Origin of the sequence: Rhizobium sp. GN54, assembly GCF_021026345.1 — a bacterium.
Taxonomy (GTDB): Bacteria; Pseudomonadota; Alphaproteobacteria; order Rhizobiales; family Rhizobiaceae; genus Mycoplana.
Genome location: NZ_JAJNCZ010000014.1, coordinates 1 through 24,836 on the forward strand (window position 1 = coordinate 1; position 24,836 = coordinate 24,836).

General features: G+C 65.7%; 26 protein-coding genes and 1 tRNA gene. 14 read left to right on the plus strand and 13 right to left on the minus strand.

What is annotated here, in order from left to right; genetic code table 11:
• Window positions 1–518: 518 nt before the first annotated feature.
• From LQK81_RS23935 to LQK81_RS23945, 3 genes are all read right to left on the minus strand, one after another.
• Window positions 519–595, minus strand: a tRNA-Arg gene (locus LQK81_RS23935).
• Window positions 596–848: 253 nt separating this feature from the next.
• Entirely contained in the window at window positions 849–2,315 is a 1,467-nt protein-coding gene (locus LQK81_RS23940) for a sensor histidine kinase (protein ID WP_230808929.1), read from the minus strand.
• Window positions 2,316–2,607: 292 nt separating this feature from the next.
• Window positions 2,608–4,605, minus strand: coding sequence for a methyl-accepting chemotaxis protein (locus LQK81_RS23945; protein WP_230808930.1), 1,998 nt, complete (start codon window positions 4,603–4,605; stop codon window positions 2,608–2,610).
• A 415-nt stretch (window positions 4,606–5,020) separates the two neighbouring features.
• Here LQK81_RS23945 and rpmH point away from each other — a divergent pair, with 415 nt between their 5' ends.
• The 6 genes from rpmH to LQK81_RS23975 all read left to right on the plus strand — a co-directional run bounded on the left by rpmH (window position 5,021) and on the right by LQK81_RS23975 (window position 9,897).
• The gene (gene rpmH / locus LQK81_RS23950) at window positions 5,021–5,158 is read left to right on the plus strand and encodes a 50S ribosomal protein L34 (protein ID WP_108001706.1); all 138 of its coding nucleotides are present in this window, start codon (window positions 5,021–5,023) and stop codon (window positions 5,156–5,158) included.
• Between the two features lie 32 nt (window positions 5,159–5,190).
• Window positions 5,191–5,580 carry a ribonuclease P protein component gene (rnpA, locus tag LQK81_RS23955; protein ID WP_230808931.1) on the plus strand — a complete coding sequence of 130 codons (390 nt, stop codon included), beginning with the start codon at window positions 5,191–5,193 and terminating at the stop codon, window positions 5,578–5,580.
• A complete protein-coding gene (gene yidC / locus LQK81_RS23960) occupies window positions 5,580–7,364 on the plus strand; it encodes a membrane protein insertase YidC (protein ID WP_230808932.1) in 1,785 nt (594 codons plus the stop codon). Before rnpA ends, yidC begins: the two co-directional genes overlap by 1 nt.
• Window positions 7,365–7,515: 151 nt before the next feature.
• Complete coding sequence (locus LQK81_RS23965) at window positions 7,516–8,439, plus strand: DMT family transporter (RefSeq protein WP_230808933.1); 924 nt, start codon at window positions 7,516–7,518, stop codon at window positions 8,437–8,439.
• Between the two features lie 52 nt (window positions 8,440–8,491).
• Window positions 8,492–9,145 (plus strand): ribosome biogenesis GTP-binding protein YihA/YsxC, encoded by a 654-nt coding sequence (gene yihA, locus LQK81_RS23970; protein WP_230808934.1) that lies wholly within the window; start codon window positions 8,492–8,494, stop codon window positions 9,143–9,145.
• Between the two features lie 212 nt (window positions 9,146–9,357).
• Window positions 9,358–9,897: a DUF1269 domain-containing protein gene (locus tag LQK81_RS23975; RefSeq protein WP_230808935.1), complete on the plus strand. Its 540-nt coding sequence runs from the start codon at window positions 9,358–9,360 to the stop codon at window positions 9,895–9,897.
• Between the two features lie 79 nt (window positions 9,898–9,976).
• Here the strand turns inward: LQK81_RS23975 and LQK81_RS23980 are convergent, their stop codons facing one another.
• Together LQK81_RS23980 and LQK81_RS23985 are read right to left on the minus strand one after the other, a co-directional pair.
• A complete protein-coding gene (locus tag LQK81_RS23980) occupies window positions 9,977–10,699 on the minus strand; it encodes an anti-sigma factor (protein WP_230808936.1) in 723 nt (240 codons plus the stop codon).
• Window positions 10,696–11,235, minus strand: a complete 540-nt coding sequence (locus LQK81_RS23985) for a sigma-70 family RNA polymerase sigma factor (protein ID WP_230808937.1) — start codon at window positions 11,233–11,235, stop codon at window positions 10,696–10,698. The genes LQK81_RS23980 and LQK81_RS23985 overlap by 4 nt, the downstream gene beginning before the upstream one ends.
• Before the next feature lie 168 nt (window positions 11,236–11,403).
• On the opposite strand from LQK81_RS23985, the gene argB reads away from it, so the two are divergent.
• Window positions 11,404–12,321, plus strand: a complete 918-nt coding sequence (gene argB / locus LQK81_RS23990; RefSeq protein WP_230808938.1) for an acetylglutamate kinase — start codon at window positions 11,404–11,406, stop codon at window positions 12,319–12,321.
• A gap of 51 nt (window positions 12,322–12,372) precedes the next feature.
• Here argB and LQK81_RS23995 read toward each other — a convergent pair whose 3' ends face one another.
• Together LQK81_RS23995 and LQK81_RS24000 are read right to left on the minus strand one after the other, a co-directional pair.
• Window positions 12,373–13,143 carry an isocitrate lyase/PEP mutase family protein gene (locus LQK81_RS23995; RefSeq protein WP_230808939.1) on the minus strand — a complete coding sequence of 257 codons (771 nt, stop codon included), beginning with the start codon at window positions 13,141–13,143 and terminating at the stop codon, window positions 12,373–12,375.
• Between the two features lie 88 nt (window positions 13,144–13,231).
• The gene (locus tag LQK81_RS24000) at window positions 13,232–14,137 is read right to left on the minus strand and encodes an EamA family transporter (protein ID WP_230808940.1); all 906 of its coding nucleotides are present in this window, start codon (window positions 14,135–14,137) and stop codon (window positions 13,232–13,234) included.
• Window positions 14,138–14,343: 206 nt separating this feature from the next.
• Here LQK81_RS24000 and LQK81_RS24005 point away from each other — a divergent pair, with 206 nt between their 5' ends.
• Entirely contained in the window at window positions 14,344–15,063 is a 720-nt protein-coding gene (locus tag LQK81_RS24005) for a pyrimidine 5'-nucleotidase (RefSeq protein WP_230808941.1), read from the plus strand.
• A gap of 66 nt (window positions 15,064–15,129) precedes the next feature.
• Here the strand turns inward: LQK81_RS24005 and LQK81_RS24010 are convergent, their stop codons facing one another.
• On the minus strand, window positions 15,130–16,020 hold the full coding sequence (locus tag LQK81_RS24010; RefSeq protein ID WP_230808942.1) for an LOG family protein: 891 nt from the start codon (window positions 16,018–16,020) through the stop codon (window positions 15,130–15,132).
• Between the two features lie 246 nt (window positions 16,021–16,266).
• Here LQK81_RS24010 and dapD point away from each other — a divergent pair, with 246 nt between their 5' ends.
• The 4 genes from dapD to LQK81_RS24030 all read left to right on the plus strand — a co-directional run bounded on the left by dapD (window position 16,267) and on the right by LQK81_RS24030 (window position 19,393).
• Entirely contained in the window at window positions 16,267–17,124 is an 858-nt protein-coding gene (dapD, locus tag LQK81_RS24015; RefSeq protein WP_230808943.1) for a 2,3,4,5-tetrahydropyridine-2,6-dicarboxylate N-succinyltransferase, read from the plus strand.
• A gap of 3 nt (window positions 17,125–17,127) precedes the next feature.
• On the plus strand, window positions 17,128–17,511 hold the full coding sequence (locus LQK81_RS24020; RefSeq protein ID WP_230808944.1) for a DUF805 domain-containing protein: 384 nt from the start codon (window positions 17,128–17,130) through the stop codon (window positions 17,509–17,511).
• 105 nt (window positions 17,512–17,616) lie between these two features.
• Window positions 17,617–18,810: a succinyl-diaminopimelate desuccinylase gene (gene dapE / locus LQK81_RS24025; RefSeq protein ID WP_230808945.1), complete on the plus strand. Its 1,194-nt coding sequence runs from the start codon at window positions 17,617–17,619 to the stop codon at window positions 18,808–18,810.
• Entirely contained in the window at window positions 18,797–19,393 is a 597-nt protein-coding gene (locus tag LQK81_RS24030; RefSeq protein ID WP_230808946.1) for a hypothetical protein, read from the plus strand. Before dapE ends, LQK81_RS24030 begins: the two co-directional genes overlap by 14 nt.
• 19 nt (window positions 19,394–19,412) lie before the next feature.
• Here LQK81_RS24030 and truA read toward each other — a convergent pair whose 3' ends face one another.
• The 5 genes from truA to def form a co-directional block, all read right to left on the minus strand.
• The gene (gene truA / locus LQK81_RS24035; RefSeq protein WP_230808947.1) at window positions 19,413–20,156 is read right to left on the minus strand and encodes a tRNA pseudouridine(38-40) synthase TruA; all 744 of its coding nucleotides are present in this window, start codon (window positions 20,154–20,156) and stop codon (window positions 19,413–19,415) included.
• Complete coding sequence (gene fmt / locus LQK81_RS24040) at window positions 20,156–21,094, minus strand: methionyl-tRNA formyltransferase (RefSeq protein ID WP_230808948.1); 939 nt, start codon at window positions 21,092–21,094, stop codon at window positions 20,156–20,158. Before fmt ends, truA begins: the two co-directional genes overlap by 1 nt.
• Window positions 21,095–21,167: 73 nt before the next feature.
• Window positions 21,168–21,590: a type II toxin-antitoxin system VapC family toxin gene (locus tag LQK81_RS24045; RefSeq protein WP_230808949.1), complete on the minus strand. Its 423-nt coding sequence runs from the start codon at window positions 21,588–21,590 to the stop codon at window positions 21,168–21,170.
• On the minus strand, window positions 21,587–21,871 hold the full coding sequence (locus tag LQK81_RS24050; RefSeq protein ID WP_230808950.1) for a FitA-like ribbon-helix-helix domain-containing protein: 285 nt from the start codon (window positions 21,869–21,871) through the stop codon (window positions 21,587–21,589). The genes LQK81_RS24045 and LQK81_RS24050 overlap by 4 nt, the downstream gene beginning before the upstream one ends.
• 68 nt (window positions 21,872–21,939) lie before the next feature.
• Window positions 21,940–22,464 carry a peptide deformylase gene (gene def, locus LQK81_RS24055; RefSeq protein WP_230808951.1) on the minus strand — a complete coding sequence of 175 codons (525 nt, stop codon included), beginning with the start codon at window positions 22,462–22,464 and terminating at the stop codon, window positions 21,940–21,942.
• Between the two features lie 159 nt (window positions 22,465–22,623).
• Here def and LQK81_RS24060 point away from each other — a divergent pair, with 159 nt between their 5' ends.
• Together LQK81_RS24060 and LQK81_RS24065 are read left to right on the plus strand one after the other, a co-directional pair.
• Window positions 22,624–23,823, plus strand: coding sequence for a DNA recombination protein RmuC (locus tag LQK81_RS24060; protein WP_330166577.1), 1,200 nt, complete (start codon window positions 22,624–22,626; stop codon window positions 23,821–23,823).
• A 48-nt stretch (window positions 23,824–23,871) separates the two neighbouring features.
• Complete coding sequence (locus LQK81_RS24065) at window positions 23,872–24,783, plus strand: ribokinase (protein ID WP_230808953.1); 912 nt, start codon at window positions 23,872–23,874, stop codon at window positions 24,781–24,783.
• The last annotated feature ends 53 nt before the right edge of the window (window positions 24,784–24,836 follow it).

Below are 24,836 nucleotides of genomic sequence, written 5' to 3' on the forward strand. Positions count from 1 at the left end.
CAAGCATCCAAATAAAAAGCCTCCGATGAAACCGGAGGCTGTTGTAACCCCATCGCAGATGGGGGTCCCGTTTGGACGCCGATCACCCCATGTGCGGGGTCCTTATTCCATGCCGAAACACACAAGGCACCCCTAGTCCCCCCTCCTACCCCCTTACGCTTTCCTCAGGGGAAGGTGACACAGAGAACCACTCTCCTTGACTCACAGAAGGCCACTGAGAGCCATCCGATAGACAGACTACATCGCTAGCCATCACAACAGGATGCCCTTGTACGAGTCTCTATGAGTCAATGAGGTGCTGTTAGCGTAGCTAAGACTATGTGTCTCAGCGCTATTGGAGAGGGAAGCCTAGAGAGATCCGCTTAGTGCCATGACCAGTGTCATTACAACGGGATGCAGTAGGGTAAGTGACGCTTAGGCTACCCTTACAACGAGCAAAAGCTCATTACAGGGTCATTACATCTTCCCTGTTTCTCTTCTGACGAGAGACCGGAGGTATGCCTAAGTCATTGGAAAAATGGCGCACCCGAAGAGATTCGAACTCCTGACCCCCAGATTCGTAGTCTGGTGCTCTATCCAGCTGAGCTACGGGTGCGTTTTCAGCGGTGGGCGTGTTGCCCGGCTGCGAGCGATCTCCTACTGGGTCCGTCGCGCTAATGCAAGCGCCTTCTGCGAAAAAAGTTCAAATCCCCTGGTTCAAATCCCCCTGAGCCGGTGATCGCGCGAAGGGGCGCTGCGACAGCCGGGCCTCCAGCATGTCGTGCACGTTTCCCGTCGGTCTTGCGGCGCCGACAGGCACGCCGCGGACGATCAGATGGGCGCGGCAGAGCGGGACGATCGAAAGGCGTTCAGGATGCCCTGTTGCGGAAGGCGGCCAGCGGAACGGGGCGATCCGGCAGTTCGATGCGGAACTGGGTGCCTTCCGTCGCCTTCTCCACCAGCGCGATCGTGCCGCCATGGGCGAGCACGAGTTCGCGGGCAATCGCCAGACCGAGCCCGGTGCCCCCGGAGCGGGCCGATCCGCGAAACGCGGCAAACAGGTTCTCGCGCGCCTTGGGCGGCATGCCGGGCCCGGTGTCGTCGACGGTGATCGAGACGACGCTGCCCGTGCGGACCGCCGACACGGTCAGATAGCCATGGCCGCGGCCCGGATGCTGCGTCAGCGCCTCGACGGCATTGCGGCAGAGATTATGGATCACCCGGAAGAGCTGTTCGCTGTCCGCATCTACCTCCAGCCCCGCCTCCACCTCCATGACGAAGTCGACGCCCGAGACCGGATCGATCGAGAGCATCTCGGAGACGTCGGCGACGAGCGGCGCCAGCGGCACGAAGCGGCGGCGCGGCGCCGGCTCCTGCATCCGGCCGTAGGAGAGCACGTCCGTCGTATAGCCCACGGCCCGGTCGATCGTCCTCAGAAGCTTCGGCGCGAAGCGCTTGACGACGGGATCGTCGACATCGGCGAGCCTGTCCGACATCAGCTGGGCCGAAGAGAGAATGTTGCGCATGTCGTGGTTGATCTTGGACACCGCAAGGCCGAGGTCGGCGAGGTTCTTCTGCTCCTTCAGCGTTCCCTGCAGCGCCCTCTGCATCTCCGCCAGGTGGACGGCGGCGACGGCGAGTTCGTCCTGTCCGCCGGAGGGCTTGAGGATGCGGGTCGGATCGGAAGGGTCGGCCGCGAAGTCGCGCATGTTGCCGGTCATGCTGCGGATCGGCCGGACCAGCATCCGGTTGATGGTCAGGAAGATCAGGCCGCCGGTGATCGCCGAAAGCACGGTCGTGAGCAGGAAGACCGTCCAGGCGAAGGAGAGCATCGCCTTGCGCAGCGCCTTGTCCGTCAGCACCACCTCGATCGTCGTGCCGCTGTCGCCGAGCGGGCCGTAGGCGCGGATGATGCGGTCGCCGCCGAAGAACAGGGTATCCAGCGCGGCACAGATGGCCGAGATCGGCTCGACGGCCGAGAGATCGTATTGCGCGTCCACCTTGGGCGGGATGTCGGCGACGGCGACGAGGCGGGCGGCGTCGTGGCGGCGCAGCACGATCGCCTTGGTCCCGGTCGCCATCAGCGTCTCGTCCTGCAGGGCCCGGGTCAGGTCCTGCTGCGGGAAGCCGTCCGCGACGATCGCCGCCGCCGCGGCGACGTTCAGCCGGTCGCTCAGCCAGCGCACTCGCATGTTCGCGATCGACGGGGCAAAGATCAGGACTTCGGCGAGCACGATGAAGGCGACCGTCAAAAGCAGCAGACGCCCGGACAGTCCCTTCATGGCACTCGGCATCGGCACATTGCCCAGCATCGGGGCGGCTTCGTTGTCCTTCATCGCGAACTCCCGGCCATCTCGCGGGTCACAGCGGCATTTCAACACGGAATTCTTCAAGTCCCTTCAGGAGGCTCGCCACGTCCAGGCTTCCCTGGTCGCCGCGCCTGCCGATGGCGGGCACCTGCCGAAAAGGTCGCCCGCGCATCGCATGGTCGCAATCATAGCGGATATGGCCTGCCTGTCCAATGGAGGAGGCTCGAGGGTGTGGTGTCTCCGCTTTGCGGAGGCAACAAAAAAGGTGGCGGAAGAAGATCCGCCACCTTCAGGTCTCTTAATCGGACCCTGGCCGGGGTCAGAATTCTTCCCAGCCTTCCGGGCTGGCGGCGACGGCTGCGTTGCCGCGGCTGGTGAAGGCGCGGGCGACGTTGCCGATGATCCGCCGCGCCGGCGATTCGACCGGGCGGTGGCTGGCCTGGGCGACGGCGACCTGTCCCTCGCCGGTGCGGAACCGGGAGACCAGGCTCGCCAGGCTGTCGGCCTCGGCCTTCAGCTTGTGGGTCGCAGCCGAGCTTTCCTCCACCATGGCGGCATTGTGCTGCGTCACCTGGTCCATCTGGTTGACGGCGGTCGAGACCTCCTGCAGGCCGGTGGCCTGCTCGCGGGCCGCGGTCGCGATCGAGTGGATGTGGTCGTTGATCTTCAGCACGCGGGTCTCGATGTCGGCGAGCGATGTGCCGGTGGCCTGGACATAGCGGACACCGGTCGCGACTTCCTCGCTCGACTTGTTGATGAGCCCCTTGATGTCCTTGGCAGCGCTTGCGGCGCGCTGCGCCAGTTCGCGCACTTCCTGGGCGACCACGGCAAAGCCCTTGCCCGCATCCCCCGCACGCGCCGCCTCGACGCCGGCGTTCAGCGCCAGCAGGTTGGTCTGGAAGGCGATCTCGTCGATCACGTTGATGATCTGCGTGATCTCGTTGGATGCCTGCTCGATACGGCCCATGGCGTCGACCGCGTTGCGCACCACCTCGCCGGACTGCTTGGCGCTCTGGGTCGCCTCGCCCACCATGATGGTGGCTTCCTGTGCCCGGTCGGTCGAGTTCTTGACGGCCGCGGTGATCTCTTCCAGGGCCGCGGAGGTCTCCTCGAGCGCTGCGGCCTGCTGTTCGGTCCGCTTGGAGAGGTCGTCGGACGCGGTGCGCAACTCGCCGGAGTTGGCATTGATCGAATCGGTGGAGGCCCTGACCTCGCGCATCGCCTTCTGCAGCGTCGCCAGCGTATTGTTGACGTTGGTCTGCAGCTCGGCGAACGCGCCCTGGAAGGAGCCACTCATCGAGCCGGTGAGGTCGCCGTCCGCCAGCGCTGCGATGACGCGGCGCGTCTCGTTGATGCCGGTGTCGACGCTGCTGACGAGTTCGTTGACGCCTGCGGCGAAACGGTTGAGGTCGTCGTTGCCGTAGTCCTTGTCGATGCGCTGCTTGAAGTCGCCTGCGGCTGCGGCATGCACGACGGTGGCGATCGAGGACTGCAGGTCGGCGCTCTTTTCGCGCAGCACCTGTTCCTGTGCGTTCAGGTCGTGCACCTCGATGGCGTTCTGGCGGAACACCGAAACGGCTGCGGCCATCTCGCCGATCTCGTCCTTGCGTCCGGCATAGGGCACTTCGGTCGAAAGGTCGCCGCCTGCGAGCTGCTTCATCGTCGCCGTGACGTTCTGGATCGGCCGGCTGATCTGGTTGGTCGCCACGTAGAAGGCGGCGCCGCCGCCGGCGGCAAGGCCGATCACCACGGTGGCCAGCACCGCCGTCAGCATCAGCATCTTGAAATCGGAAATGTCCGCCTTGATCGCGTTCAGGTCTTCGCGGTCGATCTCGACGACGGCGTCGATCTCCTGCTGGAAAGCCTTGCGGTTGGCGCGGTTGGCCTCGTTGTTGCCCTGTTCGTTGGCGGCCTGCGGCGACACCTCGGTGCCGAGGCGTGCCGTCTCCGCGCGGAACATCCGGAATTCGGCCGCGCGGGCGACGACGGCATCAAAGGGGGCGATCTGGTCGGCGGGAACCTTCGGGCGCCAGCTGGTCAGGGTCTGGTCGATCCCGTCCAGTTCCTTGCGGATGCCGTCGGCGAATTTCTGGGCCTGCTCGGTCGTCGGCGAGGCATAGATGCCGCGCGCTTCCATTACCACGGCGGTAACCTGCCGGTTGAGGTGCTCGCCGAGGAAGGCGCGGTCGGCGGCCGTCTCGTATTCGCGCAGCTTCTGGTCGTACTGCTGGACGACCAGAAGCCCCATTGCGCCGATGAGGACGGACAGCATCCCCATCAGCCCGACGATAAGATAGATCTTCGCACGTATTTTCATGGACGGTTCCTCCGTTGCCACTGTCGAACGAATGCAGCGGCAGCCGCACCGTGTACGTGCTCCGTTTTACCCTTTAAAAGTTAATGAGAATTCTAACGAAAGCTAATGTTAGGGCCCTGCCGCCGCATTTGCCTATTGATATTCGTCAGGAAAAACAGCGGCTTCGCCTTACGTTACGTGAGGCGGGCGGGGGTCTTCGCCACCAGGAAGACAAGAAATGGCCGCGTTGTGTTAATCATTTCGGCACGGGGTCCGGATTTTCAGCCCGGAATTGACTTTTCCCGGCCTTTCCCCTTATAAGCCGCGCACGTCCGGACGGGCCGTCACTTCGGCGACGGCGAATGCGTCCGCAAACGTAACGCTCCTTGCTTAAACGCAAACCCAAGAAGGGCCGCACACCGCGGTGTTAAAATAAATGTCGAAGCGTACCTATCAGCCTTCCAAGCTTGTTCGCAAGCGTCGTCACGGCTTCCGTGCCCGTATGGCCACCAAGGGCGGTCGCGCGGTTCTCTCCGCTCGCCGTGCACGCGGTCGCAAGCGTCTTTCGGCCTAAACGCCGCGCTTGCCCGAAGCGAGAGCCGGGCAATGACCAAGAATGACGAAAAATTGACTGTCGGACGGCTGAAAAGCCGCCCGCAGTTTCTTTATGTGCGGGAGGGAGAAAAGCGCAAAGGGCCGCTGTTCCTTCTGGAGATGCGCGACCGGCACGAGCCGGACGCTCCCCCGCGCGTCGGTTTCACCGTCACCAAGAAACACGGCAATGCCGTCGAACGGAACCGGATGCGCCGGCGCCTGAGGGAAGCGGTGCGTCTGTCGGCCGGGTTTGCAATGGCGCCCGGACACGACTATGTCATCGTCGCCAGACGCGACATTCTCCATGCGGGCTTTGCCGAACTCCAGGATCGCCTCCGCGAGCGCATCAGCAACAGGCAGAAACACAAGAGGCCGGCTCCCTCCGGCCCCGGGAAAGAATGATGGAAAACAACCGCAATTATTTCGTGGCGATTGCGCTGTCGGTGCTGATCCTGATCGCCTGGCAGTTCCTCTACGTCAATCCGAAGATCGAGCGCGACCGCTCGGTCGCCGAGATGCAGGCGGAACTGGACAAGGACAATCCGGTCACCCCGCAGGGAACGACCGCGGCATCGACGCCCGCAGCCGGCGCCGTTCCCGGTGCCGCCACGGAAAGCGCGCAGGCAGCGCCTGTCCAGAGCGCGCGCGTCCAGATCGAGACGGGCTCGCTGCTCGGGTCCATCAACCTTACCGGCGCACGCTTCGACGACCTGAAGCTGCGCGAGTACCACGAGACCGTCGATCGCTCGAGCCCGATCATCACGCTTCTCAGCCCGGCCGAAACCGAGCACGGCTATTTCGCCGAGGTCGCCTATGTCGGCAACGAGACGACCGGCCAGGTTCCCGGTCCGCAGACGGTCTGGACGCAGGAAGGCACCGGCAAGCTCACCACCACCACCCCGATCACGCTCAGCTACACCAACGACAAGAACATCCGCTTCGTCCGCACGATCTCCGTGGACGAGCATTACATGTTCCAGGTCACCGACCAGATCGAGAATGCCACCGGCGCGCCGCTGTCGCTCTCCAGCTACGGCCGCATCACCCGCTTCACCAAGCCGACGACGCCGAGCATCTATGTCCTGCACGAGGGCTTCATCGGCTATCTCGGCGAGCTTGGGCTGCACGAGGTCAGCTATTCCGATACCGAGGAGGAGACGACCGTTGCGCCCGGCAGGGCGACGAGCGGCTGGCTCGGCATCACCGACAAGTACTGGGCGACCGCCCTGATTCCGCCGCAGGCGACCCCCTATGAAACCCGCTTCTCGCATTTCACCGACGGGCGCCCGCGCTTCCAGGCCGACTTCCGCCAGGACGCGATCACGATCGCGCCGGGGCAGACCGGTGAAGTCAAGAACATGCTGTTCGGCGGCGCCAAGGAAGTGCCTGTTATCGACGGCTACAAGACGTCGCTGTCCATCCCGCGCTTCGACCTGATGATCGACTGGGGCTGGTTCTGGTTCTTCACCAAGCCGATGTTCCAGATGCTGGACTTCTTCTTCCGCTATTTCGGCAATTTCGGCGTGGCCATCCTGATCACCACGATCGTCGTCAAGGGCGTGTTCTTCCCGCTCGCCAGCAAGCAGTACGCCTCCATGGCGAATATGAAGCGGCTCCAGCCGAAGATGGAGGAACTGAAGGCCAAGTTCGGCGACGACAAGATGGGCCTGCAGCAGGCGATGATGGCGCTCTACAAGGAGGAAAAGATCAATCCTCTGGCGGGCTGCTGGCCGATCCTGTTGCAGATCCCGGTCTTCTTTGCGCTCTACAAAGTTATCTACATCACCATCGAGATGCGCCACGCGCCGTTCTTCGGCTGGATCCAGGACCTGTCGGCCCCCGATCCGACCTCGATCTTCAACCTGTTCGGCCTCTTGCCGTTCGAGGTGCCGCACATGCTGCTCATCGGCGTCTGGCCGCTGATCATGGGTGTCACCATGTTCCTGCAGATGCGCATGAACCCGACACCGCCGGACCCGACCCAGGCGATGATCTTCACCTGGATGCCGGTGGTCTTCACCTTCATGCTGGCGAGCTTCCCGGCCGGCCTCGTGATCTACTGGGCCTGGAACAACACGCTCTCTATCATCCAGCAGGCGATCATCATGCGCCGCCATGGCGTCAAGGTGGAACTGTTCAGCAATCTGAAGGGGCTGTTCGGCAAGAAACCGGATCCGGCGAAGTAGCCGGCCTCCCCAGAGACGTCTCGAAGCCCCGGTTCGCCGGGGCTTCCTCGTTCTGGCCTGTGCCCGTTGCGACGTCGCCGCGTCGCTGCCGCGTGCGCCTCTTGGCCGGCGGCCTGCCAGTATCCTGACGTCCACTCCTGCGAGCACGATCATGTCCACGTCCGAGGTTTCGCCGTCCTCCGCCAGTACCGATGCCCGCAACCAGGGCTATGGCGCCACGCTGGTGCTCGCCGCCGCGATCGTTTGGAGCTTCGGCGGCATGCTCGCGCGGCTTCTCGACATCGACGACGGCTGGACCGTCATCTTCTGGCGATCGCTGTTTGCCGCCCTCTTCCTCCTTGTCTTCATGCTGCTGCGGGACGGCGTGCGCGGCACCTGGGCGCTCTTTGCCGGCATGGGCCTGCCGGGCCTGGCCGTCGGCCTCTGCTTTGCCACCGCATCGACCTCGTTTATCCTGGCGCTGGCCTATACCACGGTGGCCAACGTGGTCCTCATCCAGGCGAGTGTTCCGCTGATCGCCGCCCTGATGTGTCGCGTCCTGTTCGGCGAGCGCATCGCAGCCGCCACCTGGGTCGCGATCGCGGCGGTCATCCTCGGCGTCGGCATCATGGTCTCCGGCTCGATCACCGGGCGTGTCTCGCCGCTCGGCGACGCGCTGGCGCTCCTGATCGCGTTCGCCTTCGCAACCGCGACCGTCGTCACCCGGCGCTTCTCCCATGTCCGGATGACGCCGGCCGTGTTCACCGGCACGGCGATCGCCGGCGTCGTCGCCGCCTCGCAGGCCACGGGCTTCGCCGTCACCGCGCCGGAGCTCGGCATCCTCGTCATCTTCGGCGCGCTCAATTTCGGCCTCGGCCTGGCCCTGTTCGTCACCGGCGCAAGGCTGATCCCCTCGGCGCTCGCCGCCCTGCTCGGCACGGCCGAGACGGTGCTGGCGCCGCTCTGGGTGGCCCTCTTCCACGGCGAGGTGCCGGGCGAGCGCACCGTCGTGGGCGGCGCGATCGTACTCGCAGCGCTTCTTTGCTATCTCGGCCGGGAGATGTGGCGCCAGCGACGAGCTGCGCTTGCCGCTTGACATTGCGGGGCAAAACCGTGAAGCCGGGCGAACAGCTCGGGAAGGCCAGACGATGACAGCGACACATTCCGGCGAGGACAAGCCGCTCTTCGGGCGTCCGTGGATCTTCATCCGCGGCGTTCCAGCGATGAAGTTCCTGCCGCCGGAAGGCCCGCCGGAGATCGCCTTCGCCGGCCGTTCGAACGTCGGAAAGTCCTCGCTGATCAATGCGCTCGTCGGCCACAAGGGCCTGGCACGCACGTCCAACACACCGGGCCGCACCCAGGAACTGAACTATTTCGTGCCCGATGGCTATTCCGGCGCCGAAGGCGACCTGCCGCCGATGGCGCTGGTCGACATGCCCGGCTACGGCTACGCGCAGGCGCCGAAGGAACAGGTCGACGCCTGGACGAAGCTCGTCTTCGACTATTTGCGCGGCCGCTCTACGCTGAAGCGCGTCTACGTGCTGGTCGACAGCCGCCACGGCATCAAGAAGAACGACGAGGACGTCTTCGACCTTCTCGACAAGGCGGCCGTCTCCTACCAGCTCGTCCTGACCAAGACGGACAAGATCAAGGAGGCGGGGGTCCCGAGGCTCGTCGCCGAGACGACCGAAAAGATCCGCAAGCGGCCGGCAGCCTATCCGGAGGTGCTCTCGACCTCCTCGGAAAAGGGCCGCGGCCTCGACATGCTGCGCGGCGCGATCGAGGCGACGATCGCGCGCTGAAGAGGCAAACGCGCAAAACTCTTGACCTGCGTCACTGGCCCGTCATCGAATGTGCCCTATGTCCTGTTGCATCGCGCGTCTTTCGCGACGCGTGAGGGATGATGCACGTCACATGCGCAAGCGGCCTTCGTCGCCGACCGACCGGGTCCAAGGGGCATTGCGCGTTCACCGCGATCGGCGCCCGCCGATGCGATTTCAAGAGGGAGATACTGATGTCCGATCTGATCGTAGTGGGATTTGATACGCCGGACGAGGCCGACAAGGTTCTCGTCAAGCTGGCGGGCCTGAAGAAGGAGTACCTGATCGATCTCGAGGACGCCGTCGTCGTCGTGCGCGACGAGGCCGGAAAGGTCCATCTGAAGCAGAGCCTCAACCTGACCGCCATCGGCGCCTCCACGGGCCTGTTGTCCGGCGCGCTGTGGGGCGGTCTCGTCGGGCTGCTGTTCCTGAACCCGCTGGCCGGCTTCGCCATCGGCGGCGCCGTCGGCGCCGGTGCCGGCGCGCTGTCCGGATCGCTGAGCGACTACGGCATCGACGACAATTTCATCAAGTCGCTGGGCGATACGATTCCGAACAATTCCTCCGCCCTGTTCGTGCTCGTGCGCAAGGTCCAGCCCGAAAAGGTGATGGCCGAGTTCCAGGGCCTGCGCGGCCGTGTCCTCAAGACATCGCTGTCGCCGGAACAGGAAAAGAGGCTTCAGGAGGCTCTCTCGGGGGTCGGCGCTGCGGCTCCGGCGACACCCGCCGCCTGATATACCCGGTCCGAGGCCGCCGCACCCTGTCGGCGGCCTTTCGCCTTTCCGGCCGGCCGTCTGCGCAATGCTGCGCCGTTCAGAAGCTTCTCGCCCGGCCGGATGCGACCATCGGGCCGGTTGCCGTGCCGGTCGGCGAGCCGCCCAGCGGTTCGACACTGACGGCAAGGACGGCGCCGGCGTTCATCATCGGCCGCATGGCCTCGGGGACCATCAGGGTCCCGTCTCCGGATTGCGACAGGACGCCGAGCGAAACCGGCGTCTTGCCGTCCTCCACCAGCCACAGTTCGAGAGACTTCCCGCCGTCCTGCCGCGTCGCCGCCGGCGTCATGGTCAGCACGCCCCTTGCGGCGTCGTAGTGCGCCATGAGGCTGATCGGGTTGTCGGAGCCGGAAAGCTCGGCGATCATCTCCTGCGGGCGCTCCGGCGGCGCGAAGATTTCCGGCCCCAGTGCCAATAGCGCCATGGAGAAGGCGAAGCCGGCAAGTGCTGCCGAGCGCCAGAATGCCACCGACGCCCAGATGCTGCGCCGAGCGCCGGAGGTGTCCGCAAGCGGGGCATCGAAGAGGCGCTGCTCGACCGCCGTGAACACGCGCGGCGGCGGCGACATCGTCTCCAGTTCATGGTTGATCGCCGAAAGGTTCTCTTCCCACCGGTTCACCATGGCAGCGAAAGCCCGGTCGCTCTGCAGGCGGGCCTCCACCTTGCGGCGGTCCTCGGCCGACAGGACGCCGAGAACATATTCGCCTGCGATCACTTCGTCGCGGCGTGGATCCCTGCTGTTCTGGTCGGGCGATGTCATGGTCCCAGGCACTCTCTCAGTTTCAGCAGGCTTCGGCGAAGCCAGGTCTTCATCGTGTTGAGCGGCACGCCGTAGCGGCTGGCGAGTTCCTCGTAGCTCAGGCCCTCGACATAGGCGAGCCGCACCGCTGCGGCCTTCTCCGCCTCCAGCCGGCCCATGCAGCCATCGATGCGTCGGCCTTCCGATTTCAGGATGGACGCCTCCTCCGGGTCGCGCGCCGCGTCGGCGATATCATATGCTTCCTCGATGTCGCTTGCCACTGGTCTTCGCGCCCGGACCAGGTCGATCGCGTGATTGCGCGCGATCGCGGCGAGCCAGGCCGACGGGCTCGTCGCATCCGGCGAGAAACGGTCCGCCTTCTGCCAGATCTTGACGTAGATCTCCTGCAGCGCGTCCTCCGCGTCCTCGCGCTTGCCGAGGATGCGCAGGCAGATCGGAAACAGCCTTGCGCTGGTGGCATCGTAGAGGCGTTTGAAGGCCGGGCGATCCTTCAGGCAGATGCGGCCGATCAGGTAGGAAATCTCGTCGTCACGCACGGGCGGCGGCCTTTCGGGCGGGCAGGGCAGGGAATGCCGGCAGATTCGCCGGGACGATAGCAGGCGATCGCGGGCTTGGGGAGGGAGAGCGACCCGCCCGCATCATTCGTCATTCCATCGTCACGCGACATGCGTTAAACAGGCGCCGACAAATTTGCGAGGCCTCCCATGTCCCAGCCCGACGGCTCCCAGACCGACAACTCCCTCACCGACAGCGAAATGCAGGCGCGGCTGCTGACGCAGGCTCTGCCCTACATGCAGCGCTACGAGAACAAGACCATCGTCGTGAAATACGGCGGCCATGCGATGGGCAATGCGGAACTGGGCCGGGCGTTCGCGAGCGATATCGCACTTCTGAAGCAGTCCGGCGTCAACCCGATCGTCGTCCATGGCGGCGGTCCGCAGATCGGCGCGATGCTCGCCAAGATGGGCATCGAATCGAAGTTCGAGGGCGGCCTGCGCGTCACCGACCAGAAGACGGTCGAGATCGTCGAGATGGTGCTGGCCGGCTCGATCAACAAGGAGATCGTCGCTCTCATCAACCAGACCGGCGAATGGGCGATCGGGCTGTGCGGCAAGGACGGCAACATGGTCTTTGCCGAAAAGGCGAAGAAGACCGTGGTCGATCCGGACAGCAACATCGAGCGCATCCTCGATCTCGGCTTCGTCGGCGAGGTGGTCGAGGTCGACCGCACGCTGATCGACCTGCTGGCCAAGTCGGAGATGATCCCGGTCATCGCGCCGGTCGCGCCCGGCCGCGACGGCCACACCTACAACATCAACGCCGATACGTTTGCCGGCGCGATCGCGGGCGCGCTGAACGCCACCCGCCTCTTGTTCCTCACCGACGTCCCTGGCGTCCTCAACAAGCAGGGCGAACTGATCAAGGAGCTTTCGGTCGCGGAAGCCCGCGCACTGATCAAGGACGGCACGATCTCCGGCGGCATGATCCCGAAGGTCGAGACCTGCATCGACGCCATCAAGGCCGGCGTCCAGGGCGTCGTCATCCTCAACGGCAAGACGGCCCATTCGGTGCTGCTCGAAATCTTCACCGAGCGCGGCGCCGGCACGCTGATCGTTCCCTGACGGGACCGGCGGGCCCGGAGAGGCCCGCCGCTCGTGTTGCCCTGCTGGCTTTCAGGCCGTGCCGTAGACGGCGGCGGCCTGCTTGCCCAGCCAGTCGGTCATGGCGCGATAGGGGCCGGGGCCGTAGCTGATCCGCGCGACACCCGCTTCCGCGAGCGTCTTCGCATCCGGGGCGCCCGGCTTCATCATCACGTTGACGGGAAGTGGCACGGCTTCGCAGATGCGCCCGATCAGGTCGGCATCCGCCAGCCAGGGCACGAAGAAGCCGTCCGCGCCGGCTCCCGCAAAGGCCAGGCCCCGCTCGATCGCAGCCTCCACCAGCCCGCCGTGTTTTGCGGCATCCTGCTCTTTCAGGAACAGATCGGTGCGGGCGTTGATGAAGAACGGCATGTCCCGCTTCTTCGTCATCTGCCGGATGGCGCCGATGCGCCGTGCCTGCAGCTCGACCGGATGCAGGCCGGTGCCGCCGACGACCTGGTCCTCGAAATTGATGCCGATCGCGCCGGTGTCGAGGATCCGCGCCACGTTCAGCGCCGCCTCGTCGGGATCGACCGCATAGGCGCCCTCGAAGTCGATGGTCACGGGCAGGTCGGTGGCGGCGACGATCGAGCGTGCAATCTCCGTCAGCGCCGGCAGCGGGATGCCCTCGCCGTCGGAATAACCGCCGGCAGCGGCGACCGACCAGCTCCCGGTGGCGATCGCGCGGGCGCCGCTGGCGGCGACGATCTTGGCCGTGCCGGCGTCCCAGACGTTGTAGAGAATGACCGGATCGCCCTTGCGATGCAGCGCGAAGAATGCCTCGGCCTTCTGTTTCTGGCTCATCCGTCGTCCTCCTGCATCCCGATTGTCGTCCCGTTTCATAGCCGCCATCGCAGGGGCGATCAATCCGGGGAGCGGCGTGCCTCGCCGCTCACTTCCACATCAGCAGCAACAGGATGCCGGCGACGATCAGCAGGCAGCCGGACAGTTCCATGCGGTTGATCTTCTCGCGGAAGACGAAGACGGAGGCGGCGAAGGTGAAGAGCAGTTCGATCTGCCCGAGCGCGCGCACATAGGCCACCTGCTGCAGCGCCATCGCGGTGAACCAGCAGGCGGAACCGGTGACGCCGGCAAGGCCCACGAGCGACGAGGATCTCCACGAGCGCGCGACGCGGCCGATCTCGGAGGGATCCTTGGCCATCATCCAGACGAGCATGAAGGCGGTCTGGAACGTGGTCACGCAGGCCAGCGTCACCGCAGCCTGCATGACCGGGTTGGGACCGTCGAGCGAGAGCGCGGCCGAGCGGTAGGCGACGGCCGATATGCCGAAGATCGCCCCGGAGGCGATGCCGATCAGCGCCGTCCTGCCGGTCATGGCGGCAAGCAGGTTGCGCCACGACAGCGGCATGCGCGCCACCGAGATCATCATCACCCCGATCACGCCGACGACGATCGCGCCCACGGCTCCGGGCGTCAGCCTTTCGCCCAGGAGGATCAGCCCGAAGATCGCCGCCTGCACCGGCTCGGTCTTCGAATAGGCGGTGCCGACGGCGAAATTGCGCAGCGAGAACAGATAGACGAGCAGGATGGTGGCGAAGATCTGTGCAAGCCCACCGACCACCGACCAGAAGGCGAAGGGAACGTTCAGCGCCGGCAGGGCGTAGCCGGCGAAATGGTGGAGGGCCGCCAGGTAGGCGATCGCCACGGGAAAGCCGTAGCCGAAGCGCACGAAGCTCGCCCCGGTGGTGCCGAGCGACGAGCGCAGGTGTTTCTGCAGCGCCGAGCGCAGGTTCTGCAGGAACGCGGCGCAGATGGTGATGACGACCCAGGCTTCCATGGCTGCCGGCTGAGGGCATGTTCCCGAGGGGGCTTCGGCCCGCGACGGACATGCGTGAAAGGAACGGACGTGATGCGCGAGGCGGACGCCCCGGCAGCTCAGCCTCTATCAGTTGGGCGGGCGACCGGCCACGGCAAAATCTGCTGTTGCGGGCGCAAGGCCGATTCCTTTTTGCTTCCTGTTGCAGCCGTGTCATAAGGACGCCCATGACCCAAGTCCGATCGACCCATCCGCTGCCGAGCAAAGCCGATTTCGCCCATGTCACCGACTGGGTGTTCGACCTCGACAACACGCTCTATCCGCATCACGTCGACCTCTTCGCCCAGATCGACGTCAACATGACGGGCTATGTCTCAGCACTCCTGGGCCTGTCGCGCGACGAGGCCCGCGCCGTCCAGAAGCGCTATTACCAGGAGCACGGCACGACGCTGAAGGGGCTGATGATCCATCACGGCATCGATCCGGCCGACTTCCTGGAGAAGGCGCACGCGATCGACTACGGCGTGCTGGCGCCCGACCTCGAGCTCGGCGAGGCGATCAGGGCGCTGCCGGGGCGCAAGTTCATCTTCACCAACGGCAGCGTCAGGCACGCCGAGATGACCGCGCGCGCGCTCGGCATCCTCGACCATTTCGACGACATCTTCGACATCGTCGCCGCCGAATACGTGCCGAAGCCCGCCGGCAGCACCTATGACAAGTTCATGGCGCTGCACCGGGTCGATACGACCCATGCCGTCATGTTCGAGGACTTGCCCCGCAATCTCCTTGTCCCCAAGGCGCTCGGCATGAAGACCGTGCTCCTCATGCCGCGCGACGAGCACCACGAGTTCACCGACGCCTGGGAAAAGCGCACCGACGAGGACGTGCACATCGACTACACCACGTCCGACCTCACGGGCTTCCTTTCCCGCTTGATCAAGGGGTGAGGCCGGGCCGGTAGAGCAGTCCTTTCGGCCCCGGGCGGCTGCGCCCGGGCGATGCCAGGGCTGCCCTTACTTCGCGGCCGCGACCGCTTCCGTGTCCAGCTTCTCGTAGAAATTCTCGATGATCGCCCAGGCTTCCTCGGCGGTATCGACGAAGTTCATCAGCTCGACGTCGCCGGGCGAGATCGTGCCGAATTCGGCGAGCGCCTCCAGGTTGATGATCGAATTCCAGAATTCCTTGCCGAACAGGATGAGCGGCACCAGCGCCATGCGCCCGGTCTGCATCAGCGTCACCGTCTCGAACAGCTCGTCGAGCGTGCCGAAGCCGCCCGGAAAGACGGTCACGGCCTTGGCCCGCAGCAGGAAATGCATCTTGCGCACGGCGAAATAGTGGAAATTGAAGCTGAGCTCGGGGGTGACGAAGGCATTCGGTGCCTGCTCGTGCGGCAGCACGATGTTGAGCCCGATGGACGGTGCGCCGACGTCGGCGGCACCGCGGTTGCCCGCTTCCATGACGCCGGGCCCGCCGCCCGTGACGACCACGAACTCCTTGAAGCCCGTCTCCGCCGAGCGTTCCGAGCACAGCTTGGCGAACTTGCGCGCCTCGTCATAGTAGACCGACGCCGCCTCCAGGTTCTTGCGCTGGGTTTCGTTGCGGGCCGCCCATGCCTCCATGCCGGGCGCGGGGATGCGGGCGCCGCCGAACATCACGACCGTGGAGTTAATGCCGCGCTCGCTCAGCATCATCTCGACCTTCAGGAGTTCGAGCTGCAGGCGAACCGGCCGCAGTTCCTCGCGGCAGAGGAACTCGTCGTCGATATAGGCGAGCCGATAGGCGGACGACATCGATTGCGGCGTCTGGGGAACGACGGAAGCCCTGTGCTTGTCGAATTCGCTGTCTGCCAGGGGATCCCACACGCCGTCCTTGCGCCGGAGGTTCTTCTTCTTCAGTCGTGCCATTTCGCTCTTCCATCATACGGTCGGCGCCCGGTTTCGACCCTTGTTCGACCCCTGGGCGCGGACCTGTTCGTCACTCTCGTTCGGGCGAAGCAGGGCTGTAGCATCTTGCCGGCGCCGTCGCGACATCATCCGCCGGAAAAGGGCTTCAACTTTCCGGGATCATGCTCTAGGACTGCTGCCGACAATAGATGTGCCCCTCCGGCGTCCCGATGGACCAGAATAGTGGTCGAAGTTTAAGGAATTCCGATGAACAGCTCCAATCTCGCCGCCCTTGAAGCCACGATCGAACGCGCCTTCGAAGAGCGCGAGCAGGTCAACACCGCGACGCGCGGCGAGGTTCGCGATGCCGTCGAAACCTCGCTGAACCTTCTGGACAGCGGCAAGGCGCGGGTGGCGGAGAAGGGCGCGGACGGCAACTGGACGGTCAACCAGTGGCTCAAGAAGGCGGTGCTCCTGTCCTTCCGCCTCAACCCGATGGAGATCGTCCCCGGCGGCCCGGGCGCCTCCGTCTGGTGGGACAAGGTTCCCTCCAAGTTCGATGGCTGGAGCGTCAACGAGTTCGAGCGCGCCGGCTTCCGCGCCGTGCCGAACTGTGTCGTCCGCCGCTCGGCCTATATCGCCCCGAACGCGATCCTGATGCCCTCCTTCGTCAATCTCGGCGCCTATGTCGGCGAAGGCACCATGGTCGATACCTGGGCCACGGTCGGCTCCTGCGCGCAGATCGGCAAGCATGTGCACCTCTCCGGCGGCGTCGGCATCGGCGGCGTGCTGGAGCCGATGCAGGCCGGCCCGACCATCATCGAGGACAACTGCTTCATCGGCGCCCGCTCGGAGGTCGTGGAAGGTTGCATCGTCCGCGAGGGTTCGGTTCTCGGCATGGGCGTCTTCATCGGCAAGTCGACGAAGATCGTCGATCGCGCCACCGGCGAGATCACCTATGGGGAAGTGCCGCCCTATTCGGTCGTCGTCGCAGGCTCCCTGCCGTCCGACAAGACGATGGCGAACGGCCAGCCGGCGCCGAACCTCTACTGCGCCGTGATCGTCAAGCGCGTGGACGAGCAGACCCGCTCCAAGACCGGTATCAACGAACTGCTCCGGGACTGACGCATGAATGACGCGGACCGGCCGCCAAGCCTCAGCTGGTTCTTCTTCGGCTGGTCCGGCCGCGTCTCCCGCATGCCGTTTGCGCTCGGCTGGGGCTTCTGGTTCATGCTGGTGTCGGCCTTCCTGACCCAACTGGTCATGACGCCGCACGAGGAGCCGATGTTCGCCGTCTGGACCATGTTGTTTTTGACCATCGGCATCGTCTCCTCCATCTCCACGGTCATGCTCAGCGTGAAGCGGCTGCACGACATGGGGCTGCCGTCGCCGCTGGTGCTGTGCCTGTTCGTGCCGGCCGTCTCGCTGTTCGCACTGGTGGCCTTTCTCGTCTGGCCCGGCACGCCCGGCGCCAATGCCCATGGCGCGGTCACCAACCGGCCGAGAGAGTAGGCGGCGGCCGATGGGTGATGACAGCGCGGGCCCGATAAGCTAGATCGGGAGGCGAGGCCGGCGGCGCATTTCGCGCGGCCAACCCGCCGGCAGGCAGTCCAGATCATGACCACGTCAAATCCCGTCGAAAATCTTGCTACCCTCATTCGCTGCCCGTCCGTGACGCCCGCCGAAGGCGGCGCGCTGGCGGCGCTCGAGGCCATGCTCGCCCCGCTCGGCTTTGCCGTGCAGCGGGTGGTGATGTCCGCACCGGGCACGCCGGACATCGAGAACCTCTATGCCCGCATCGGCACCGGGGGACCGCACCTGATGTTCGCCGGCCATACCGATGTCGTCCCCGTCGGCGATGCCGCGGCCTGGACGCATGATCCCTTCGCAGCCGAGATCGCGGACGGGCAGATGTACGGCCGTGGCGCCGTCGACATGAAGGGCGGTATCGCCTGCTTCGTCGCCGCCGTGGCGCGCCACATCGAAAAGCACGGCCCGCCGCAGGGGTCCGTCTCCTTCCTCATCACCGGCGACGAGGAGGGTCCTGCGGTCAACGGCACGATCAAGCTGCTCGAATGGGCCGCCGCCCGCGGCGAGCGCTGGGATGCCTGCCTCGTGGGAGAGCCGACCAATCCCGACACGCTCGGCGACATGATCAAGATCGGCCGGCGCGGCTCGGTATCGGGTGCCCTCACCGTCTTCGGCGTCCAGGGGCACGCCGCCTATCCGCACCTCGCCGACAATGCCGTTCGCGCCGTCATCGCGCTCGCCGATGCCCTTATGGATCCGCCCTTCGATGCCGGCACCGAGGATTTCCAGCCCTCCAATCTGGAGGTCACCACGATCGACGTCGGCAATCCGGCCGTCAACGTGGTTCCCGCCAGGGCGCAGGCGAGCTTCAACATCCGTTTCAACGACAGCTGGACGGCGGATACGGTCAAGGCCGAGATCGTCCGCCGCCTCGATGCCGCCGCCGCCGACCAGCGCCTCCGGCCCGGCCGAGCGCCGATCCGCTACGAGCTCCGCTGGGCCGAGCGTCCGAGCCATGTCTTCCTCACCCGTGACGACCGCCTGATCGCCTCGCTGTCCTCGGCGATCGAGGCGGCGATCGGCCGGGTGCCGAAGCTGTCCACCACCGGCGGCACGTCGGATGCGCGCTTCATCAAGGACTATTGCCCCGTCGTCGAGTTTGGCCTCGTCGGCCAGACCATGCACATGGTCGACGAGCGCGTCGCCGTCGCCGACCTGGAAACGCTCACGCTCATCTACGAGACCTTCCTCGCGCGCTGGTTTGCCAATGCCGGGACTTGACGAGGTCCTCTACTACCTGACCGGCATCTGGCATCTCGTCCGGAAGCGGCAGGAGGGGTTCGGCTGGCTCGACCTCAGCTGGCGCGGCCTTGTGCGCTCTTTCTGGGCCTTTGTCTGGAGCCTGCCGGCGCTGGCGGTGATCTGGGCGTCGTGGCGACTCTATTTTCTGGCGCGCATGCCGGAGGGAACCGGCGCGGGGATCGATTTCGTCCTCAAGATGTTCGTGATCGACGCCGTCGGCTGGATGCTGCCACTGGCGCTCGTGGCCGTTCTGGCCCGTCCGCTCGGCTACGCGCAGCACGTGGCGACGATGATCATCGCCAGCAACTGGATCGGCGTGCCCTTCGCCTATGCCACCGCGATCCCCTTTGCGATCTCGCTGGTGATACCCTCGCTGTCCGCCTTCTCGGGGCTGCTGCTCTATGCCGTCTTCGGCGCCAGCATCGCCTTGCAGTACAGGCTCCTGTGGATGTGCGTCGGCAAGCAGTCGCTGCTGGCGGCCACGCTGACGGCGCTGTTCGTGCTGCCGCCGCTGCTCGCCGGGCAGGGCCTGCAGGTGCTGTTCGGCACCCTTCCGTCCTGAATCCGGCAATGGCCGGACGTCAGTAGTCGACCTGCATGAAATAGAGCCCGTCCGGCGGCGCCACCGGGCCGCAGGCCTTGCGGTTGCGCGCTTCCAGCGCCGTCCGCACGTCGTCGACGCTCCATTTTCCCTCGCCCGCGAGCTTCAGCGTTCCCGCGAAGGAGCGGATCTGGTTGTGCAGGAAGCTCTGCGCCGTGGCGCGGATCTCGATCAGTTCGCCCGTCCGCGTCACGTCCAGCCGGTCGATCGTGCGCACCGGGCTGTTGGCCTGGCAGTGAACCGAGCGGAAGGTGGTGAAGTCGTGCTTGCCGACCAGCACCTGGGCGGCGGCATGCATCGCCTGGTGATCCAGCGGCTTCGCCACGAACCAGGCCCGCCTTGCCTCCAGTGCCAGCGGTGCCCGGCGCGAAATGATGCGGTAGAGATAGTGGCGGCGCAGCGCCGAGAACCGGGCGTCGAAGCCTTCGTCGACCTGCGCGGCATCCAGGATCGCGATCCGCTCGCCGGCCTGCGCCAGGTGGGCGTTGAGCGCGTTGCGGAGCGTATGCTCCTGCCAGTCCCGCGACAGGTCGGCATGGGCCACCTGGCCCATGGCGTGGACGCCGGAATCGGTCCGCCCGGCGCCACGGATCGACACCGTCTCGCCGGTGAGCGACAGGATCGCCTTTTCGACCGCGCCCTGCACGGAGGGCCCGTTCTCCTGCCGCTGCCAGCCGACATAGGGCGTGCCGTCATATTCGATGACGAGGCGATAGCGCGGCATCAGGCGATCACCGTGCCAGCTGCAACGGGCGTGCCGCGGAGGAAGTCGGAAACATCCATGGGCTTGCCGCCGGCCTTCTGCAGCCGTGTCAGCGATACCGATCCGTCTTTGCAGGCAATGGCCAGCCCTTCGCCGCCGAGCACCGTTCCCGGGACGCCGGCGGCATCGCCGAGCTTCGATCCGAGCACCTTGACGCGCTCCGGCCTGCCTGCGACGGGCAATTCGAACCAGGCCCCGGGAAAGGGCGCGAGCGCGCGGATATGGTTGTGCACCTCCGCCGCGGGCCGGCTGAAATCGATGCGCGTCTCGCCCTTGTCGATCTTGGCCGCATAGACGACGCCGGCCTCTTCCTGCGGGGTCAGGGGCAGATTGTCGACCTCGAGGCGCGCCATGGCTTCCGCCATCAGCGGTCCACCCGCCTGCATCAGCGCGTCGTGCAACTCCCCGCCGGTCATGTCCTGCCCGATCGCCACCCGCCGGGTCAGCGCCACCGGGCCGGTGTCCAGCCCCTTGTCCATCTTCATCACCATCATGCCGGTCTCGCGGTCGCCCGCCATGATCGCGCGCTGGATCGGCGCCGCACCCCGCCAGCGCGGCAGCAGCGAGGCGTGGCCGTTGTAGCAGCCGAGCCGGGTGCCGGTCAGGATCGCCTCGGGCAAGAGCAGCCCGTAGGCCACCACGACCGCGACGTCGGCCTCATGCGCCCGGAAGGCCGCGCGATCCGCCTCCGCCTTGAAGTTCAGCGGGGTGAAGACGGGGATGCCAAGGTTTTCGGCCGCCTGGTGCACCGGCGATTTCTGCAGTTCCAGCCCGCGCCGTCCGCCCGGCCGCGGCGGCTGCGAGTAGGCGGCGACAATGGTGTGTCCGGCCTGCGAGAGCGCGTTCAGCGTCGGAACGGAGAATTCCGGCGTACCCATGAAGACGATGCGAAGCGCCATGCGCTGAGACTCCCGTCCGGCACATGAACCCGATGTCGGGCCGGCCCGCCGACGGGCATGCGCGGATCAACTGTTAGCTTGCCCCTTCAAACGGGTTTACGAGCTTCAGATCAAGCCCCTCGAAGTCTTTTACGTTGCGCGTCGCCAGCGTCGCGCCGTGATGAAGGCAGATGGCGGCGATCATGGCGTCAGAAATGGAGATGGGGCGGCCCGCGCCCTCCCGCAACGCGCGAAGCTTTCCCGTCAGAACGGCCGCATCGGTGCTGAGGCCGAGGGTTCGATCGCGAAACACGACGAGCAGGTCCATGAGCCTTCGCCGATACCGATCGGAGGCGGTTCGCTGGGCAAATCGCTCGGCACCATAGGAGAGTTCCATCACGACAATGTCGCAGAGGAAGAGTTCGTTCTCCTTCGCCTGCTGCATCCAGCGGGTAAGGCCAGGATCGGGGCGTGGCCGAGCGACTTCCGAAATCACATTCGTATCGACAACGATCATTCCGGTGTCTCGATCGGCCGGCCGAAATCCTTCTTCCGGTCTGCTTCGATCTCGCGCATGATTTCGGCGAATTCCTCGTCCGGATCGCCCGCGGCCAGAATGTCACGAAGGCTTTGCCAGGCCGACCTGGGTTGATCCTTCGAGAGAGCCTCTTCCGCCTGGAGACCGCGCCGCAGCAGATCCTTCGCCTTGTCGGACATGCTCACGCCGGCGCGTGCCGCTGCGTCCGACAGTTCGCGCTTCATCGCATCCGGAATATTCCGCAAAAGCAGGTCGCCCATGGCCAACCCTCCACTCTGATATCGCTGATATCATAGTGCGCCCATGCCGAACCTTCAATGATCCGCGTTCAGATCGCCTTGGCACCGCGGGTCTTGGCGGCCTTGGTGAACTTGCGGATCACCATGTCGCGCTTCAGCTTGGAGATGTGGTCGATGAAGAGCACGCCGTCGAGGTGGTCGATTTCGTGCTGCAGGCAGGTCGCGAGCAGGCCATCGGCGTCGATCGTCTGCTCCTTGCCGTCGCGGTCGAGATAACGCACGGAGATTGTGGCCGGGCGCTCCACCTCGGCATAGTAGTCGGGGATCGAAAGGCAGCCCTCCTCGTAGACGGAGCGGGCGTCGGAGGAGGCCACGATCTCGGGATTGATGAAGACCAGCGGGGTCTTCTCGTCGCCGTCCTTGGAGACATCGAGCACCAGCATCCGGCGCGGCACGCCGATCTGGATCGCCGCCAGCCCGATTCCGGGCGCGTCGTACATCGTCTCCAGCATGTCGTCGGCCAGCCGGCGCGTCTCGTCGTTGATGGCTTCCAGCGGCGAGGAGACCTCTCGCAGGATGGGATCGGGGAGGATAATCAGCGGTTTGATCGTCATCCGCCTCAATTAGCCGTTTGTCGGGCTCCTTTCAATTGTCTTGCTCGATAAGGGGACGGACGGTCCGCGGCAATCGGTTTGTTCACGTTATGATCTGGCTTCTCCGGCATTTGCTGCTATGTTTGCCGCATGAATGCGGAACCATCGCTCCAAAACACCCTGATTCGGCTGGTGGATGCGCTCTTGCGCGAACCGTCGCTGCAACTCGCCTGCATCCTCGCGGCCCTCGTCATCCTCGGCTGGACGGTCGCCGCGCGGCGCGCCGCCGGACGCCAGCGCGAAGCCGCCGCTGCCGCGGAAATGCGACTGGCCGAGCTCTTGCGCGCGCAGAACGAGATGCAGGGCCGCGTCGCGGCCATGGCCGAGGTCTTCGGCGCGCGGCAGGCGGAAACGAACCAGTCGATCAACCAGCGCCTGGACGGCCTGACCCAGCGCCTCGGCCAGTCGATCAGCGAGCAGACGCGCACGACCCATGAGAACCTGCGCCGCCTGCAGGAGCGGCTGGCCGTGATCGATACCGCCCAGGCCAATATCCAGTCGCTGGCCAAGGACGTCGTCGGCCTGCAGGCGATCCTTGCCAACAAGCAGACCCGCGGCGCCTTCGGCCAGGCGCGGATGGAGGCGATCGTCGCCGACGGGCTGCCGATCGGCGCTTACGAGTTCCAGGCGCAACTGGCAAACGGCGTGCGTCCCGATTGCGTGATCCGCATGCCGAACGGGCAGCCGCCGCTGGTGATCGACGCGAAGTTTCCGCTGGAGGCCTGGAACGCCATGGGCGCCGCCGGTACGCCCGAGGCCTCCAGGGCCGCCGCCCAGCAGTTCCGCCGGGATATGGAGGTGCATATCCGCGACATCGCCGAAAAATATCTTCAGCCCGGCGAGACGCAGGACACGGCCTTTCTCTTCGTCCCGTCCGAATCGATCTTCGCGGCCATCCACGAGAGCTTCGAGGCGATCGTCCAGCGCGCCCACCGCGCCCGCATCGTCATCGTCTCGCCCTCGCTGCTTCTCCTGTCGATCCAGGTCCTGCAGGCGCTCCTGAAGGATCAGCGCATGCGCGAGCAGGCGCATGTCATCCAGGGCGAGGTGGTGCGGCTGATGGAAGATCTTGGCCGGCTCGACGACCGCGTCCGCAAGTTGCACGGCCATTTCACCTCGGCGCAGAAGGACGTCGACCAGATCCTGACATCGACGGAGAAGCTTGCCCGCCGCGGCACCCGTATCGGCGAGATGGAGTTCGAGGTCCTCGCCTCGCAGGGCGCGGCCGCAGAGGCAGCAGCGCCGTCGCCGCCTGCGACCGAACGTGCGGTCGAAAGCCGCACCGGCCAATTGAAGCTGAGAGTTGTTGACGAGGACTGACAGCCTCGGGCAGTGTCGTCTCCAGCAATACCGGAGGACAGCTGGCCCATGATTACCGTCTTCGGATCCATCAACATGGATCTCATCGCCACGACCGCACGCCTGCCGAGGCCCGGCGAGACCGTGGCCGGGCACAGCTTCACGACCGCAGCCGGCGGCAAGGGCGCGAACCAGGCGCTCGCGGCCAGGCGCGCCGGCGCGATGGTGCGCATGGCGGGCGCGGTCGGCGGCGACAGCTTCGCCGCGGAATCGCTGGTGCTCTTGACCCAGGCGGCGGTGAACCTCGATTTCGTCAAGGTCGCCGACGAGCCGACCGGCACGGCGCATATCATCGTCGCCGACGACGACGGCGAGAACGTCATCGTCGTGGTGCCCGGTGCCAATGGCGACGTGACCGCGGCCGATGCGCGGGCGGCGGTGTCGCAGATGTCCGCCGGCGACGTTCTCATGCTGCAGATGGAAATTCCGCCGGAAGCGGTGGAGGCGGCGCTGGATTCGGCCCGGGCGCGGCGCGTGACCTCGGTGATCAACCTCGCGCCCTTCACCGCCGATAGCGCGCGGCTCGGCGCCAAGGCGGACATCGTGGTGACCAACGAGAGCGAATTCGAGCTCTTTGCCGGAAAGTCCGGCTTCTCCGACGCCCAGCGCGAGGCGGAGATGCGCGCCATCCACGAGCGGACGGGCCAGACGATCATCGTCACGCTCGGCGCAGACGGCGTCATCGCCATCCGCAAGGGCAGCATCTTCCGCGCGCCCGGGCTGAAGATCGAGCCGATCGACACCGTCGGCGCCGGCGACAGCTTCAGTGGCTATCTCGCCGCCGCGCTGGACGCCGGTCTTCCCTTCGCCGAATGCCTGCGCCGTGCCGCCGTTGCCGGCTCGCTGGCCTGTACCAGGCGCGGCGCCCAGCCGGCGATCCCCTATGCGACCGAGGTCGACGCCCGCCTGGGCGCAAACTAGGTCTCTGCCCCGGGCGAGCGGAGCCGCGAAATCAGGCGGCTCCGTGATCGGGC